A 15913-nucleotide genomic window follows, 5' to 3' on the forward strand; every position below is an offset into this window, starting at 1 on the left:
GCGGCCGGGCCCCCGATCCGTCCTGTCCGGACCTACTCGTCGCGCAGGTCGGCGGCGCTCGCCGCGACCGCGCCGATCGAGTCGGCGGCCGAGCTGAGCAGGTCCGCGCCGAGCGCCTGGTCGACGGTGAGCGTCATCAGCGTCTCGCCACCGGCCTCCCGGCGCGCCACCTGCATGGCGGCGATGTTGACGCCGGCCTCGCCGAGCAGGGTGCCGACCGTGCCGACCACGCCCGGCCGGTCGACATAGCGCAGGAAGACCAGAATGCCCTCCGCGCCGATCTCCACGTCGAACCCGTCCACCTCGGTCAGCTTGAGGACGTCCCGGGCACCGGCCTGGGTGACCGTGCCGGAGACGCTGACCGTCCGGCCGTCCGGCAGCGCGCCGCGTACGGTCACCAGGTTGGCGTGGTCGATCGTCTCGGCCTGCGTGGCCAGGGTGACCTCGACGCCACGCTCGGCGGCCAGGTGCGGCGCGTTGACGTAGGTGACCTGCTCCTCCACCACCGAGCTGAACAGCCCCTTGGTGGCGGCGAGCTTGAGCACCGAGACGTCGTGATTGACGATCTCGCCGCGCACCTCGACGGTGACGCTGGCGGCGATCCCACCGGCCACCGCGGTGAAGGCCCGGCCGAGCTTCTCGGCCAGCGGCAGCAGCGGCCGGACGTCCTCGGCGACCACGCCACCGGCCTGCACGTTCACCGCGTCCGGCACGAACTCGCCCTGGAGCGCCAGCTTGACGCTCTTCGCCACGGCCAGGCCGGCCTTGTCCTGCGCCTCGTGGGTGGAGGCGCCCAGGTGCGGGGTGGCCACCACGTTGTCGAAGGCGAACAGCGGCGAGGAGGTGCACGGCTCCTTCGCGTACACATCGATGCCGGCGCCGGCGACCCGGCCCTCGGCGATCGCGTCGGCCAGCGCCTGCTCGTCGACCAGGCCGCCCCGGGCGGCGTTGACGATCCGGACGCCGGGCTTGACGATCCCCAGCTCCTTCTCGCCGATCAGACCCACGGTCTCCGGGGTCTTGGGCAGGTGGATCGAGATGAAGTCGCTCTCCCGCAGCAGCTCCTCCAGCCCGACCAGGCGGACGCCGAGCTGGGCGGCGCGGGCCGGCTGGATGTACGGGTCGTACGCGATCAGCCGGGTGCCGAAGGCAGCGATGCGCTGCGCGAACAGCACGCCGATCCGGCCGAGGCCGACCACGCCCACGGTCTTGCCCTGGAGCTCGACGCCGGTGTACTTGGACCGCTTCCACTCGCCCGCCTTCAGCGCGGCGCTGGCGCTGGCGGTGTTGCGGGCCACGGCGAGCAGCAGCGCGACGGCCTGCTCGGCGGCGGAGACGATGTTGGAGGTGGGGGCGTTGACGACCATGACGCCCCGCGCCGTGGCGGCCGGCACCTCGACGTTGTCCAGACCGACGCCCGCCCGGGCGACCACCTTCAGGCGCGGCGCGGCGGCGATCGCCTCGGCGTCGATCTGGGTGGCGCTGCGTACGATCACCGCGTCCGCCTCGGAGAGCGCGGAGAGCAGGGCCGGACGGTCGGTGCCGTCGACGTGGCGCACGTCGAAGTCGTGCGCGAGCACGTCGATGGCGGCGGGAGCGAGTTCTTCGGCGATCAGTACGACAGGATTCATCGGTCCTCGTAGACGCTCGTGTGCGGTCGGCCCGGGGCGTCGGGACGCCGCGATGCGCCCTGCGCTGCTCCGGGCCATGGCCGTCAGGTGCCGGCTGAAGCACCTGTAAGGGATCGTAAGGGGCGGTCCGGACGGCGTGTCCCGGACCGCGGGGTGAGGGCCCTCACACAGGGTGGTCGCCCGCCTGTCATCGGCCGTTCACCCCGCCCGCCCGGGCCGAGGCGTCCGTCACCCGGTCCCACCAGGTGGGCCCGAACCGGGTCGCGGCAGCTCACCGCCCGGCGGGGGCGCGGGCGCAACGGCCGCCGGCGGACGGGCGAGGGTGACGCGGCCCGTGGCGCGACGCCGGGGAGAGCGTCGCGCCACGGGCCGCGTCGGTTCGGCCCGACCCGGGGTCAGGCGGTCTCGGTGATGGGCCGGTCCACCCAGCTCATCATGGCGCGCAGCTTCTGCCCGGTCTCCTCGATCGGGTGCGCCGCGCCCTCGGCCCGCCACTTGGCGAAGTTCGGCCGGCCGGCCTCGTCCTCGGCGACCCACTCGCGGGCGAACTCGCCGGACTGGATCTCACCGAGGATCTTGCGCATCTCCTCCTTGACCCGGGAGTCGATGACCCGGGGGCCGCGGGAGAGGTCGCCGTACTCGGCGGTGTCGGAGATGCTGTAACGCATCCGGGCGATGCCGCCCTCGTACATCAGGTCGACGATGAGCTTCAGCTCGTGCAGGCACTCGAAGTAGGCCACCTCGGGCGCGTACCCGGCCTCGGTGAGCACCTCGAAGCCGGTCTGCACCAGCGCCGCCGCGCCGCCGCAGAGCACCGCCTGCTCGCCGAAGAGGTCGGTCTCGGTCTCCTCGGTGAAGGTGGTCTTGATCGCGCCGGCCCGGGTGCCGCCGATCGCCTTGGCGTACGCCAGGGCCAGGCCGAAGGCGTTACCGCTGGCGTCCTGCTCGACGGCGACCAGGCAGGGCACGCCCTTGCCGTCGACGTACTGGCGGCGGACCAGGTGACCCGGGCCCTTGGGGGCGACCATCGCCACGTCCACGTCGGCCGGGGGCTGGATCAGGCCGTACCGGATGTTGAAGCCGTGGCCGAAGAAGATCGCCTTGCCGGGGGCCAGGTTGGGGGCGATCGAGTCGGCGTACAGGCCGCGCTGGGCGGTGTCCGGCGCCAGGATCATGATCACGTCGGCCTCGGCCGCCGCCTCGGCCGGCGTGAGCACCCGCAGGCCCTGCTCCTCGGCCTTCGGCCGGCTCTTCGAGCCGGCCGGCAGGCCGATCACCACGTCGACGCCGGAGTCACGCAGCGACAGCGCGTGGGCGTGGCCCTGGCTGCCGTACCCGATCACCGCGACCTTGCGGCCCTGGATCAGGCCCAGGTCGGCGTCGTCGTCGTAGTACACCTCAACGCTCATTGACTTCCCTTTCCTACGGCGGCCCGCTTCGGCCCGTCGTGAATCTGTGCGGTGCGGGTCCGGCCAGCGCGGCACCGCGCCGACCGGGTGGTGCTCAGGCGGCGCGCAGCGCCGGACCGGCGGTGATGGAGCGCGAGCCGCGCCCGATCGCCACGGTGCCGGACTGGACCATCTCCTTGATGCCGAACGGCTCCAGGTCGCGCAGCAGCGCGTCGAGCTTGTCGGGGGTGCCGGTGGCCTCGATGGTCAGCGTGTCCGGGGCGACGTCGACCACCCGGGCCCGGAACAGGTTCACCGTCTCCAGCACCTGGCCGCGGGCGTTGCGGTCCGCGCGGACCTTGACCAGGAGCAGCTCCCGGGCCACCGAGACCTGCGGATCCAGCTCCACGATCTTGAGCACGTTGACCAGCTTGTTGAGCTGCTTGGTGACCTGCTCCAGTGGGGACGACTCGGCGTTGACCACGATGGTGATCCGGGAGACGTCCGGGTTCTCGGTCTCGCCGACGGCCAGGCTGTCGATGTTGAAGCCACGCCGGGAGAAGAGCCCGGAGACCCGGGCCAGGACACCCGGCTTGTTCTCCACCAGGACGGACAGCGTGTGCATCGTCATCAGAGCTCGTCCTCGTCGAAGGCGGGGCGGACGCCCCGGGCGAACATGATCTCGTCGTTGCTGGTGCCGGCGGCCACCATCGGCCAGACCATGGCGTCCTTGCCGACCACGAAGTCGATGACCACGGGGGCGTCGTTGATCGCCATGGCCGCCTCGATGGTCTTGTCCACGTCGGCGGCGTTCTCGCAGCGCAGGCCGACGCAGCCGAGCGCTTCGGCCAGCTTCACGAAGTCCGGGATGCGGTGCTTGTGGGTGCCCAGCTCGGTGTTGGAGTAGCGCTCCCCGTAGAAGAGGGTCTGCCACTGCCGGACCATGCCCAGGTTGCCGTTGTTGATCACGGCGACCTTGATCGGGATGCCCTCCAGCGCGCAGGTGGCCAGCTCCTGGTTGGTCATCTGGAAGCAGCCGTCGCCGTCCACCGCCCAGACCGTGGTGTCCGGCTTGCCGACCTTGGCGCCCATCGCCGCCGGGACGGCGTAGCCCATGGTGCCGAGGCCGCCGGAGTTGAGCCAGGTGTACGGCTTCTCGTACGAGATGAACTGGCTGGCCCACATCTGGTGCTGGCCGACGCCCGCCACGTAGACGGTGTCCGGGCCGGCGATCTCGCCCAGCCGCTTGATCACGTACTGCGGGGAGAGGGTGCCGTCGGCCGGCTCCTCGTATCCCAGTGGGTAGCGCCGGCGCAGGTCGTCGAGCTGGTTCCACCAGTCGCCGAGGTCGGCGGCCAGCCGGGCCGACCGCTCGCTGGTGACCGCGGCGATCAGCTCCTCGATCACGTGCTGGGCGTCGCCCACGATCGGCACGTCCGCGTGCCGGTTCTTGCCGATCTCGGCCGGGTCGATGTCGGCGTGCACGACGGTGGCGTCCGGGGCGAACGAGTCCAGCCTGCCCGTCACCCGGTCGTCGAAGCGGGCCCCGAGCGCCACGATCAGGTCGGCCTTCTGCAGGCCGTAGACCGCGGCGACCGTGCCGTGCATGCCGGGCATGCCCAGGTGCTGCCGGTGCGAGTCGGGGAACGCGCCGAGCGCCATCAGGGTGGTGACCACCGGGATGCCGGTCAGCTCGGCGAGCCGGCGCAGCCCGTCGGTGGCCCCGGCCTTGAGCACGCCACCGCCCACATAGAGCACCGGGCGGCGGGCGCTGCTCATCAGCCGGGCCGCCTCGCGGATCTGCTTGCCGTGCGGGTGCAGGGTCGGCCGGTAGCCGGGCAGGTCCAGGGTGGGCGGCCAGGTGAAGGTGGTCGGCGCCTGGAGCACGTCCTTGGGGATGTCCACCAGAACCGGGCCGGGCCGGCCGGTCGAGGCCAGGTGGAACGCCTCGGCCAGGACCTGCGGGATCTCGTCGGCGGTCTGCACCAGGAAGTTGTGCTTGGTGATCGGCAGCGTGATGCCCTGGATGTCCGCCTCCTGGAAGGCGTCCGTGCCGATCGACGGGCGGGCGACCTGGCCGGTGATCGCCACCAGCGGCACCGAGTCCATGTAGGCGTCGGCGATCGGGGTGACCAGGTTGGTCGCCCCCGGACCGGAGGTGGCCATGCAGACGCCCACCTTGCCGGTGGCCTGGGCGTAGCCGGTGGCGGCGTGCCCGGCGCCCTGCTCGTGGCGGACCAGGATGTGCCGGACGGTGGAGTCGTAGAGCGGGTCGTACGCCGGCAGGATCGCGCCGCCCGGGATGCCGAAGACGACGTCGACGCCGAGCGCCTCGAGCGACCGCACCAGCGAGCCGGCGCCGGAGACCTGCGCCGAGGCGGGCTGCCCTACGGCCGGGGCGGCCGGGACGGAGCCGTTGCGGGGGGCGGGGGCGTGGTCGGTGTCACCCGCCGGCTCGGCGGCCGGGCGGGATCGCCGGACGGAGTTGGCGAGGGTCTCTGGCGTGGGTCTCGTCATGGCGGTTCAAAGCCTTCGGCTGGAGTGGGTGATGCGCTTCTCAGGGTGGAACGCGGGCGTCCCGGCGATGGTCCGACGGCAACAAAAACGGCCCACGTGCAGATGCACGGGGCCAGCGCACTCTCGCTCAGGGAGAGTGCGCTCAGGTAAGTACTCGCAGCGACCGGTTCGACGACATGTGGCTAAGCCTGACGCATCTCACGCGATGAGTCAACTGATCCCACATTTTGGTTCACGGACGTGGGCGTGTCGGCCCCCGACGCGCCCTCGGCGGCCCTCGCCACCTGCGAAGATCCCTCGTTCGAGGGACGCGGCGCGGGCACCGACGCGGGTGGATTCGACCGCAGCCGCGGCAGCAGCGGTGACGGGCCGGGGCGCACCGGCGGGGGTGGTGGGGCCGGCGGCAGCGGGGCCGGCCGCGCGCCGGGCGAGGTGGCCGCCTCCAGCATCGCCTCCAGGTGCTCGGCCGGCACCCCCCAGCCGAAGAGCGCGCCCTGCCCGAACCGGCAGCCGGCGGCGACCACCGCGGCGAGTTCGGTGGGATTGGTCACGCCCTCGGCGATCACCTCGAGGCCGAAGTGGTGCCCGAGGCGCATCACGATGTCGACCATCGGGGCGAACGCTGGGCCGTCCCGGCCGACCGGCCGGACCGGCTCGTGCTCGGCGACCAGGCCATGGTCGATCTTGAGGATGTCGATCGGCAGCCGGCGGAGCTGCCCGAGCGAGGAGTAGCCGGCGCCGAAGTCGTCCAGCGCGATCCGCACCCCGGTGAGGCGCAGCGCGCTCAGCCGGCGGATCAGCTCGTCCAGGTCGGTGGCGACGGCGTGCTCGGTGACCTCCAGCACCAGCCGCTGCGGCGGTACGTGGTGGGCGCGCAGCGCGTCGGCGACCTGGACCACGTACTCCGGGGCGTGCAGCTCGCGCGGCGAGACGTTCACCGACACCCAGACGTCGTGCCCGTCGGCCAGCCACCGGGAGAGCTGGTAGCAGGCCTGGTGCAGCACCCAGGCGCCCAGCTTGGAGATCATCCCGCACTCCTCGGCGAGCGGGATGAACTCGTCCGGGCGGACGTTGCCGAGCTCCGGGTGGTGCCAGCGGAGCAGCGCCTCCGCGCCCACCGGGCGGACCGACGGCAGCGACGCCACCGGCTGGAAGGCCAGCCGCAGCTCGTCGCGCTCGATCGCGCCGCGCAGCTCGTGCTCCAGCGTGGTGCGCCGGCGCAGCAGCCGGTCGTACGTGGCGTCGTAGCGCTCGATCCGGTTCTTGCCGCGCTGCTTGGCGTAGCGCAGCGCCAGGTCGGCGTTGCGCAGCAGCAGCTCGACGTCCGTGTCCCCGCAGTCGGCGGCCACCCCGATGCTGACCGAGAGGAAGACCGGCGCGTCGGCCTCCCCGTACGGGCGGCCGAGCACCCCGAGCAGCCGCTCGGCGACCGGGCCCGGGTCGCTCCCGCCGTGCATGAGCACCGCGAACTCGTCCCCGCCGAGCCGGGCGGCCAGGTCGCCGGGACGCAGATTGCCGCGCAGCCGCCGGCCCACCTCGGCCAGCACCGCGTCCCCCACGTCGTGCCCGCGCATGTCGTTGACGTTCTTGAAGCCGTCCAGGTCCAGCCCGAGCAGCACGCACGGGACGCCCGCCTCGGCGCAGCGCTGGAGCGCCCGCAGCAGCCCGCGCCGGTTGGCCAGGCCGGTGAGCGGGTCGGTGTGCGCCAGCTCACGGAAGTGGGCCTCCCGCTCGGCCAGCCGGCCGGCGTACCCCCGGACGTCGTTGAGGGCCAGATATTGCCGGGCCACCAGGGCGAAGCCCTCGACGCTGCCGGCGACGATGCCGAACGCGTCGAACCGCCCACCCTCCACGAGGTGGTACATCGCCGAGGCGGCCATCGCGAACATCGGCACGAAGGCGTACTCGCCGTCGCGGCGGATCAGGTCGACGTGCACCTGGCCGGGCAGGTCGACCCGGTGCACCGCCAGCGCGGTGGCCAGCAGCCCGGCGGCGAGCAGCCCCGCGCCGGTGAGGGCCATGTCCGGGCCGGCCTGGCAGAGGCCGGCCGACAGGCCGAGCCCGCCGGCGGTCACCCCGGTCACCCCGGCCCCGAGCAGGGCGAGCCGGCCGCGCGGCGGCGCGGCCCGGAGCACCATGATCAGGGTGAGCCCGGCGGTGAGCGCGGCGCTCATCGTGGTCAACACGATGGGCACGCAGGCGATCGGGGTGGCCGCGCCGAGCAGCCGGGTCGGCTCGGTGAAGACCACCCAGCCGACGAACCACAGCGCACCCCCCATGATCACGCCGTCGAGCAGCAGCCGGGCGGTGGCGGCCCGGGTGGCCGCGGCGTCGGGCAGCCGGAGCAGGGCGGCGGCGAGGGCGAGCCCGCTGAGCGTGCTGCCTACGGAGATCAGGGTGGCCCAGCCGGTCCGCTGCCCCTGGTGGTGCGCCCAGTGGTCGGCGGCGAGCAGCACGGCGGTGACCCCGACGAGCAGGCTGAGCAGGGCGACCCCGGCGGCCGCGACGAGCAGCAGGTGCGCCTGGCGGTGCGACCCGACCCGGCGGCGGGCCGACCCGGCCAGCAGCGCGGTGGGGCCGGCGGCGACGAGCGCGCTCAGCACCGCGGCAGCGACCATGCCCGGGGGGAAGTGCACGACCTCAACTGTGCCGGATGCGCGCCCTCTGTGGGGCACCGGGTGCGCATCTGTTGGGACACGGCGCGCGCGCCGGGGGGCCGTCGCCAAGGTGGTGCCAGACTGGTAGTCATGCCTGAGCTGCGGTCGAGGACCTCCACCCACGGTCGGACGATGGCCGGCGCCCGGGCCCTGTGGCGGGCCACCGGGATGACCGACGACGACTTCGGCAAGCCGATCGTCGCCATCGCCAACAGTTTCACCCAGTTCGTCCCCGGTCACGTACATCTCAAGGACCTCGGCGGTCTGGTCGCCGACGCGGTGGCCGAGGCCGGCGGGGTCGGCCGGGAGTTCAACACCATCGCCGTGGACGACGGCATCGCCATGGGGCACGGCGGCATGCTCTACTCGCTGCCCAGCCGCGAGCTGATCGCCGACGCGGTGGAATACATGGTCAACGCGCACTGCGCGGACGCCCTGGTCTGCATCTCCAACTGCGACAAGATCACGCCGGGCATGCTGCTGGCCGCGCTGCGGCTCAACATCCCGACGGTGTTCGTCTCCGGCGGGCCGATGGAGGCCGGCAAGACGGTGGCGATCGAGGGCGTGGTCCACTCCAAGATCGACCTGATCGACGCGATGATCGCCGCGTCGAACGAGGCGGTCACCGACGACCAGCTCGGCCAGATCGAGCGCTCCGCCTGCCCGACCTGTGGCTCCTGCTCCGGCATGTTCACCGCCAACTCGATGAACTGCCTCACCGAGGCGATCGGCCTCGCGCTGCCGGGCAACGGGTCGACCCTGGCCACCCACGCCGCGCGCCGGTCGCTCTTCGTCGAGGCCGGCCGCACCGCCGTGGAGATCGCCAAGCGCTGGTACGACGGCGACGACGCGTCGGTGCTGCCCCGCTCGATCGCCAACCGGGCCGCCTTCGACAACGCGGTCGCCCTGGACGTGGCGATGGGCGGCTCGACCAACACCGTGCTGCACCTGCTCGCCGCCGCCCGCGAGGCGGAGCTGGACTTCGGCGTGGCCGACATCGACGAGATCTCCCGCCGGGTGCCGTGCCTGGCCAAGGTCGCGCCGAACTCGCCGCAGTACCACATGGAGGACGTGCACCGGGCCGGCGGCATCCCGGCCATCCTCGGCGAACTGGACCGCGCCGGCCTGCTCAACCGGGAGGTGCACGCCGTGCACTCCCCCAGCCTGAGCCAGTGGCTGGCCGACTGGGACGTGCGGGGCGGCTCGGCCACCCCCACGGCGGTGGAGCTGTTCCACGCCGCCCCGGGCGGGGTGCGCACCACCGAGCCGTTCTCCACCACCAACCGCTGGTCGTCCCTGGACACCGACGCGGCCGGCGGCTGCATCCGGGACCGGGAGCACGCGTACAGCGCGGACGGCGGGCTGGCCATCCTGCACGGCAACCTGGCGCCGGACGGCTGCGTGGTGAAGACCGCCGGGGTGCCCGAGGAGTGCCTGACCTTCCGCGGACCGGCCAAGGTCTACGAATCGCAGGACGACGCGGTGTCGGCGATCCTGGCCAAGGAGGTCGTCCCCGGGGACGTGGTGGTGATCCGGTACGAGGGCCCGAAGGGCGGCCCCGGCATGCAGGAGATGCTCTACCCCACCTCGTTCCTCAAGGGCCGCGGGCTGGGCCGCTCCTGCGCGCTGCTCACCGACGGCCGGTTCTCCGGCGGCACCTCGGGCCTGTCCATCGGGCACGTCTCCCCGGAGGCGGCCTCGGGCGGCCTGATCGCGCTGGTGCGGGAGGGCGACGAGATCGTCATCGACATCCCGGCCCGGTCGATCCAGCTCAACGTGCCGGACGACGTGCTCCAGGCCCGCCGGGTCGCCGAGGAGAAGCGGGACCGCCCCTACACCCCGGCCGACCGGCAGCGGCCGGTGTCGGCGGCGCTGCGCGCGTACGCCTCGATGGCCACCTCGGCCAGCGACGGCGCGTACCGGCGGGTGCCGGAGTAGGTGCCCCCACGACGCTCCACGCCGCCGGTAGGGTCCGGCGGCGTGGAGACGACGGTGAGCTACGCGCGACTGATCCGACCGGTCATCGACCGGGTGTACGTGGGTGCCCGCTGGGCGGCCCGGGCCCGGATGGAGGCGTTCTACGCCGAGCGGGGCGTGGACCTCGGGTACGAGAACAGCTTCTTCTCCGGGGTGCTGGCCCGGCCGATGCCGGCCGACGCCCTCGCCGACGGGCTGGTCTACACCGACGGGAGCATGGACCGGGAGCTGGCCCAGGGGGTGACCAAGGTGGACGCCGAGGGCACCTGGCACCTCACCGAGCTGGGGCGGGAGCTGGCGCTCTTCGCGCAGCGGGCGACCGCCGAGGCCGCCGCGGAGCTGTGGTCCGACAAGCCGGGCCTGCTGCCCGGCCTGGCCTCGGTGCCCCGGCTGAACGAGCTGGTCGGCCGGGTGCTGGAGCACGGGCTGGCCACCGGCGGCCCGGCGTTCCGCGCGATGACCCCGCCGTACGAGCCGGCGGACGCGTCGCCGGCGATGCTGCTGGTCACCCGGCTCGGGTCGCTGCGCCACCACCGCGCCGACGCGCACCGGGCGGCGTGGCGGGCCGCCGGGCTGACCGCCGACGGAATCCGGGCGCTGCCCGACGGGCCGGCACGGGCGGCCATCGAGGCCGAGACCGACCGCCGCGACGAGGCCGCGTACGCGGCGCTCAGCGAGGCGGAGCGGTGGGAGCTGCTGGCCGGGCTGGGCGCGCTGCCGGGCTAGGCGGCCGACTCACGGAGGGCGACCATCCGGGCGTGGCGGATGGCGGCCGGGGTGTCCGGGAAGACGAGGCCCTCGCGGCGCAGTTCGTCGGCGACGCCGAGCGCGCTGAGCACCTGGTCGTGGCCAGGGGTGACGCCGGAGAGCAGCACGGTGATCCCCCGGCCGCGCAGCCGGTCGATCGCGTCGCCGAGCACCTGGGCGCCGGTGGCGTCGATGGTGGACACCCGGGACATCCGCAGGATCACCACCCGGACGTCGGCCACCTCGGCCAGTTCCAGCAGGAAGGTGTGCGCGGCGGCGAAGAAGAGCGGCCCGTCCAGCCGGTACGCGACGATGTGCTCGGCCAGCAGCGCGTGTTCCTCGGCGCTGTGCTCACCCGGGTCGAGGGGCACCTGTTCCAGCCGGGCGCTGCGGGCCACCGCGCGCAGGGCGAGGACGACGGCCACCGCCAGCCCGACCGCCACCGCGGTGACCAGATCCCAGATCACGGTGACGGCGAAGGTCAGCACCAGCACCACCGCGTCGGCCCGGGTGGCGCGCAGGAGCGCCCGGAGCGAGCCGGCCTCGACCATCCGCACGGTGGTGGCGAGCAGCACCCCGGCCAGCGCGGCGAGGGGGACGCGGCCGACCAGCGGGGCGGCGGCCAGCACGATCACCGCGAGGGCGACGGCGTGGGTGAGCGCGGCCAGCTTGGAGGATGCTCCGGCCCGGACGTTCACAGCGGTACGGGCGATCGCGGCGGTGGCGGGAATGCCACCGAAGAGCGGGACGGCCAGGTTGGCCACGCCCTGGCCGAAGAGTTCGCGGTCCGGGTCGTGCCGTTGGCCGACGGTCATCCCGTCCGCCACGGTCGCCGAGAGCAGGCTCTCCAGCGCGGCCAGGGCCGCCACGGCGAGCGCGCTGGGCAGCAGCACCCCGAGCGCGCCGAGGTCGAGGAAGTCCAGCGAGGGCGCGGGCAGCCCCTGCGGCAGGGCGCCGATGCGGACCAGGTCGACCGGGGCCAGTTCGGCGAGGAGCGTCGCCGCGGCGACCCCGAGCAGCGAGAACGGCAGCCGGGGCCGCCAGCGGGCGCCGAGCAGCATCAGCGCCGCCACCCCGAGCGCCACCGCGAGGGCGGCGGGCCGGGGGTGTACGACGAACCGGGCGAGCGCGTCGCCGGCCACCGCCCAGACCTTCTCCCCGCGCGCGTCGGTGACGCCGAGCGCCGCCGGCACCTGTTGCAGGGCGATGACCACCGCGATGCCGGCGGTGAAGCCCTCGATCACCGGGGTCGGCAGGTAGCGGACGTATCGGCCGAGGCGGGCCAGGGCGAGGGCGATCAGCAGCAGCCCGGCCATCGCGCCGACCATCAGCACGCCGGTGGCACCGAAGCGCTGCACCACCGGCACCAGGACCACGGTCATCGCCCCGGTGGGACCGGAGACCTGGAGGTTGGAGCCGCCGAAGACCGCCGCGACGGCGCCGGCGATCACGGCGGTGACCAGGCCGGCCTCGGCGCCGAGCCCGGAGGTGACGCCGAAGGCCAGGGCGAGGGGCAGCGCCACCACGGCCACGGTGAGCCCGGCCAGCAGGTCCCGCCGGGGCGAGCGGCGCACCGCCGCCCAGTCGGCCCGGCCGGGCAGCAGCCCGACGATCCGCTCGCCGACCGCGGCGATTACCGGCCGGCCCGTGCGCGAAGCGGGGCGGAGGGTGTCGCTGCTCACCGGTCGGTCCCGGAGGCGCGCAGCTCGTCGAGGAGGGCGTCCCGGTCGGTGAGGACCGCGCCGAGGATGCGCCGGCCGGCGGCCAGCAGGTCGGCCACGTCGGGGGTGCTGAGCGAGTACATGACCAGGGGCCCGTCCCGGTACGAGGTGACCATGCCGGCGCGACGCAGCACGGCGAGCTGCTGGGAGAGGTTGGACGCCTCGACGTCGATGGCGGCGAGCAGGTCGCGGACCGGCTTCGGCCCGTCCTGGAGCAGTTCGAGCACCCGGATGCGGACCGGATGCCCCAGGGTGCGGAACAGCTCCGCCTTGGCCTGGTACAGCGGCACCGACATGAACATCCCTCCCCGAAGCCCTGAAGACTTTAGCACTTGCGGAATTCTTCAAATCGAGGGGACGCCCGCCGCACTCAGCACCGCCGCGCTGCACGACCAGCTCAGCGGAGGGTCGAGGGAAACTCCTCGAACCACGCCTCGACCCGCTCGGCGGTGGCCGGGCGGGCGAGGGCGAAGCCCTGCCCGTAACTGCAGCCGGCCTGGCGCGCCCCGGCCACCTGCGCGTCCGCCTCCAGCCCCTCGACCACCACCTCCACGCCCAGCCGGACTCCCAGGTTGGCCACCACCTCGATCAGCGGGCGCTGCCCGTCGGGGGCCGGCTCGACCAGGTGCGGGCCGACCTTCAACAGGTCGATCGGCAGCCGGCGGAGCTGGGCCAGCGAGGCGTGCTCGGCGCGGAAGTCGTCCAGCGCGGTGCGCACCCCGAGCGAGCGGAGGCCGGCGAACCGGGCCACCACGGTGGGCAGCTCCGCGGCGACCGCCGGCTCGGCCACCTCCACCACCAGGCGCTCCGGCGACACGTCGTACGCGGCCAGGGCGGTGGCGGTGCGGGCGACGAAGTCCGGCGCGGCCAGCTCGCGGGGCGTGACGTTGACCGCCATCCACAGCTCGCGGCCGCTCCCCGACCAGTCGGCGAGCTGCCGGCAGGCCCGGTCCAGCGCCCACCGCCCCACCTCGCCGAGGAGGTCCAGGTCCGCCGCCACCGGCAGCAGCTCGTCCGGCAGCACGGTGCCCAGCACCGGGCTGCGCCACCGTAGGAGCGCCTCGGTGCCCACCGGCAGCCGGTCAGCGAGGGCCAGCACCGGTTGGTAGACCAGGTCCAGCTCGCCGCGGGCGACCGCACCGGGCAGCTCCCGCTCCAGGTCGAGCCGGCGGACGAGCTGCTCCTCCAGGTACGCGTCGTACCACTCGATCCGGTCCCGGCCGAGCTGCACCGCGCGCCGCCGGGCCAGCTCCGCCTGGCGCAGCACGTCCTCCGGCTCGCCGCCGGTGGTCTCGGCCAGCCCGATGCTGACCCGGAGCCGGGTCGGCCCGCCGGGCCCCGGACAGGGCTCGGCCAGCGCGGCCAGCAGCCGGGTGCCCAGCCCGTACGCGAGCACCGGCCCGACGTCGGTGAGCACGGCGAACTCGGTGCCGGCGAGGCGCGCCACCAGGTCTTCCGGGCCCCGCCCGGCCTGGAGCCGACGGGCGACCTCGACGAGCACCGGAACCGCCATGCCTACCCCGTCGTCAGCCCCGTGCAGGTCGACCACGAGCAGCGCGCCGCCCTCCCGGCCGCCCAGCCGGTGCAGCAGCTCGCGCCGGCCGGCCAGGACGGTGAGCGGGTCGGCGGCCGGCGGCGGCCCGGCCGGAGCCGGGTCGTCGCCGACGAGCGCGCGCAGCCGCGCCTCGCGGGCGGCCAGCCGCTCGGCACGCCGCCGCTGGTCGGCGGCGGCGAGCAGCTCCCGGAGCACCATCGGCGGGATCACCGCCAGCCCGAGCGCCATCTCGGGGGCGGTGAACACGCCCACCGTCCACAGGTGGTGGCCGGCGGCCAGCGCGGCGATGCCGGCCGGGCCGGTCAGCCCGGGCCAGGCGGCGGGGGACGCGCCGGCCACGGGCCGCTCGCCGGCCCCGGTCCGCCGGGCACCGGCGGCGGTGAGCAGGGCGCCGAGCAGCAGCGGCGGCGCGACGACGAGCGTGGCCCGGTCCGGGGCGTGGCAGGCGAGCAGCACCACGAGGAGGGCCAGCCCGGTCAGCGTGGCCGCCGCGCCGCCGAGGCAGCGGGCCGCGCCCGGCCGGCGCCGCCGCTCCGCCAGCGCGGCCACCAGCAGCACCGCCAGCCCGAGCGCGCCTCCGACCGTGACGGCCCGGGCGACCGGGGGCGCCCCGCCGGGCGGCAGCAGCACCGAGCCGGCGAAGACCAGGCTGATCCCGAGGCCGAGGACGTCGACGGTCCGGCGGAGCCGCGCGGCGGCGGAGAGCCGGGAGCGGCCGCGGAGCCGGAGCAGGGCCACGGCATACAGCGCGATGCTGGCGACGAGGCCGGCCAGGGCGACCGGCAGCCGGTGTGGCGGGTCGGCCAGCGGCAGCACCGCGACGGTGAGCCCGGCGGCCAGCACGGCCACGTCGAGGAGCGCCGCGACGCGCCGGGAGTTGCTGGCCGGCCGGGCGAGCCGGACGCAGGCCAGGGCGCAGCCGGCGGCGACGGCGAGCGCCACGGCGGAGCGGGCCGGGACGAGGCCGACGGCTCCGGCCAGGACGAGAAGCGCGCCGGTGAGGGAGACGACGAGGTCGGGCAGCGGCGGTCGGCGACGGTGGTCGCCGGAGGGGTGGATGGCGGGCACGGCGGTCGCCTTCGTGAGGGGGCACGGGCGGTGCTGTTGCGGAGCGGCGTGCGGGGTCAAGGGTCGGGGCGGTGGACAGCGGCGACGCCGGGCGGGGATCCGGCACGGCCACGCCTACAAACGACCCTGGATGCGAGGGGTTACGCGACAGGGCAGTGACGCCCGTCACACCTATGCACCCGGCCACGGGTGTCCCGCCCGCCCGGAACGGGACCGGCGCGGGGTGCGATCATTCGGGGGTGAGCCGCCGCGCCGACACCGTCCACTTCCGCCACAACCAGGCCATCCTGGTCGCCGCGATCGTCGCGTTCATCGGCGCGCTGCCACTGGCCACCGCCCGGTGGTGGCTGCTCTGGGTGCTGCTCCTGCCCCTCGCGCTGATCGTCTGGTCCTGGCGGGCCGGCACCGACGCCGACGCCCGCGAGCTGCGGGTGCGGGCGCTCGTGGGGCAGCGCCGGGTGCCCTGGGAGCGGGTCGCCGAGCTGACCACCGACGCCCGGGGCCACGGCGTCGTACGGCTCGACGACGGCGAACTGCTAGTGCTCCCCGCGGTGCGCGCCGGCGACCTGCCCCGGCTGGTCTCCGCCACCGGTCAGCAGCCGACCGAGAGCGCCGGCTGACGGCCGCCGCCCGGGCCTGGGCGGCCGGCCCC

General features: G+C 74.6%; 11 protein-coding genes. 3 read left to right on the plus strand and 8 right to left on the minus strand.

Translation table 11 applies throughout. The annotated features are described in order from the left end of the window. Positions 1-32 precede the first annotated feature (32 nt). The 5 genes from serA to Q2K19_RS04205 form a co-directional block, all read right to left on the minus strand. Positions 33-1631 (minus strand): phosphoglycerate dehydrogenase, encoded by a 1599-nt coding sequence (gene serA, locus Q2K19_RS04185; RefSeq protein WP_302767850.1) that lies wholly within the window; start codon positions 1629-1631, stop codon positions 33-35. A 395-nt stretch (positions 1632-2026) separates the two neighbouring features. After that, positions 2027-3040, minus strand: coding sequence for a ketol-acid reductoisomerase (gene ilvC, locus Q2K19_RS04190; RefSeq protein WP_302767852.1), 1014 nt, complete (start codon positions 3038-3040; stop codon positions 2027-2029). 94 nt (positions 3041-3134) lie between these two features. Then, positions 3135-3650, minus strand: coding sequence for an acetolactate synthase small subunit (ilvN, locus tag Q2K19_RS04195; RefSeq protein WP_073832451.1), 516 nt, complete (start codon positions 3648-3650; stop codon positions 3135-3137). After that, the gene (locus Q2K19_RS04200; protein WP_302767855.1) at positions 3650-5536 is read right to left on the minus strand and encodes an acetolactate synthase large subunit; all 1887 of its coding nucleotides are present in this window, start codon (positions 5534-5536) and stop codon (positions 3650-3652) included. Before Q2K19_RS04200 ends, ilvN begins: the two co-directional genes overlap by 1 nt. A 182-nt stretch (positions 5537-5718) precedes the next feature. Continuing rightward, the gene (locus tag Q2K19_RS04205; protein WP_446839768.1) at positions 5719-8154 is read right to left on the minus strand and encodes a putative bifunctional diguanylate cyclase/phosphodiesterase; all 2436 of its coding nucleotides are present in this window, start codon (positions 8152-8154) and stop codon (positions 5719-5721) included. Between the two features lie 129 nt (positions 8155-8283). On the opposite strand from Q2K19_RS04205, the gene ilvD reads away from it, so the two are divergent. Both ilvD and Q2K19_RS04215 read left to right on the plus strand, forming a co-directional pair. Then, entirely contained in the window at positions 8284-10131 is a 1848-nt protein-coding gene (ilvD, locus tag Q2K19_RS04210) for a dihydroxy-acid dehydratase (protein WP_302767857.1), read from the plus strand. A gap of 42 nt (positions 10132-10173) precedes the next feature. Next, on the plus strand, positions 10174-10896 hold the full coding sequence (locus Q2K19_RS04215) for a hypothetical protein (RefSeq protein ID WP_302767858.1): 723 nt from the start codon (positions 10174-10176) through the stop codon (positions 10894-10896). On the opposite strand, the gene Q2K19_RS04220 is transcribed toward Q2K19_RS04215, so the two are convergent. From Q2K19_RS04220 to Q2K19_RS04230, 3 genes are all read right to left on the minus strand, one after another. Continuing rightward, on the minus strand, positions 10893-12551 hold the full coding sequence (locus Q2K19_RS04220) for a SulP family inorganic anion transporter (RefSeq protein WP_302772269.1): 1659 nt from the start codon (positions 12549-12551) through the stop codon (positions 10893-10895). The genes Q2K19_RS04215 and Q2K19_RS04220 overlap by 4 nt on opposite strands. 44 nt (positions 12552-12595) lie before the next feature. Continuing rightward, on the minus strand, positions 12596-12934 hold the full coding sequence (locus Q2K19_RS04225; RefSeq protein WP_302767859.1) for an ArsR/SmtB family transcription factor: 339 nt from the start codon (positions 12932-12934) through the stop codon (positions 12596-12598). Between the two features lie 101 nt (positions 12935-13035). After that, positions 13036-15261, minus strand: a complete 2226-nt coding sequence (locus Q2K19_RS04230) for a putative bifunctional diguanylate cyclase/phosphodiesterase (RefSeq protein ID WP_302767860.1) — start codon at positions 15259-15261, stop codon at positions 13036-13038. A gap of 173 nt (positions 15262-15434) precedes the next feature. Between Q2K19_RS04230 and Q2K19_RS04235 the strand changes: the two genes are divergently transcribed. Then, positions 15435-15881 (plus strand): PH domain-containing protein, encoded by a 447-nt coding sequence (locus Q2K19_RS04235; protein ID WP_302767861.1) that lies wholly within the window; start codon positions 15435-15437, stop codon positions 15879-15881. Positions 15882-15913: the final 32 nt, after the last annotated feature.

Source organism: Micromonospora sp. NBRC 110009 (genome assembly GCF_030518795.1).
Taxonomy (GTDB): domain Bacteria; phylum Actinomycetota; class Actinomycetes; order Mycobacteriales; family Micromonosporaceae; genus Micromonospora.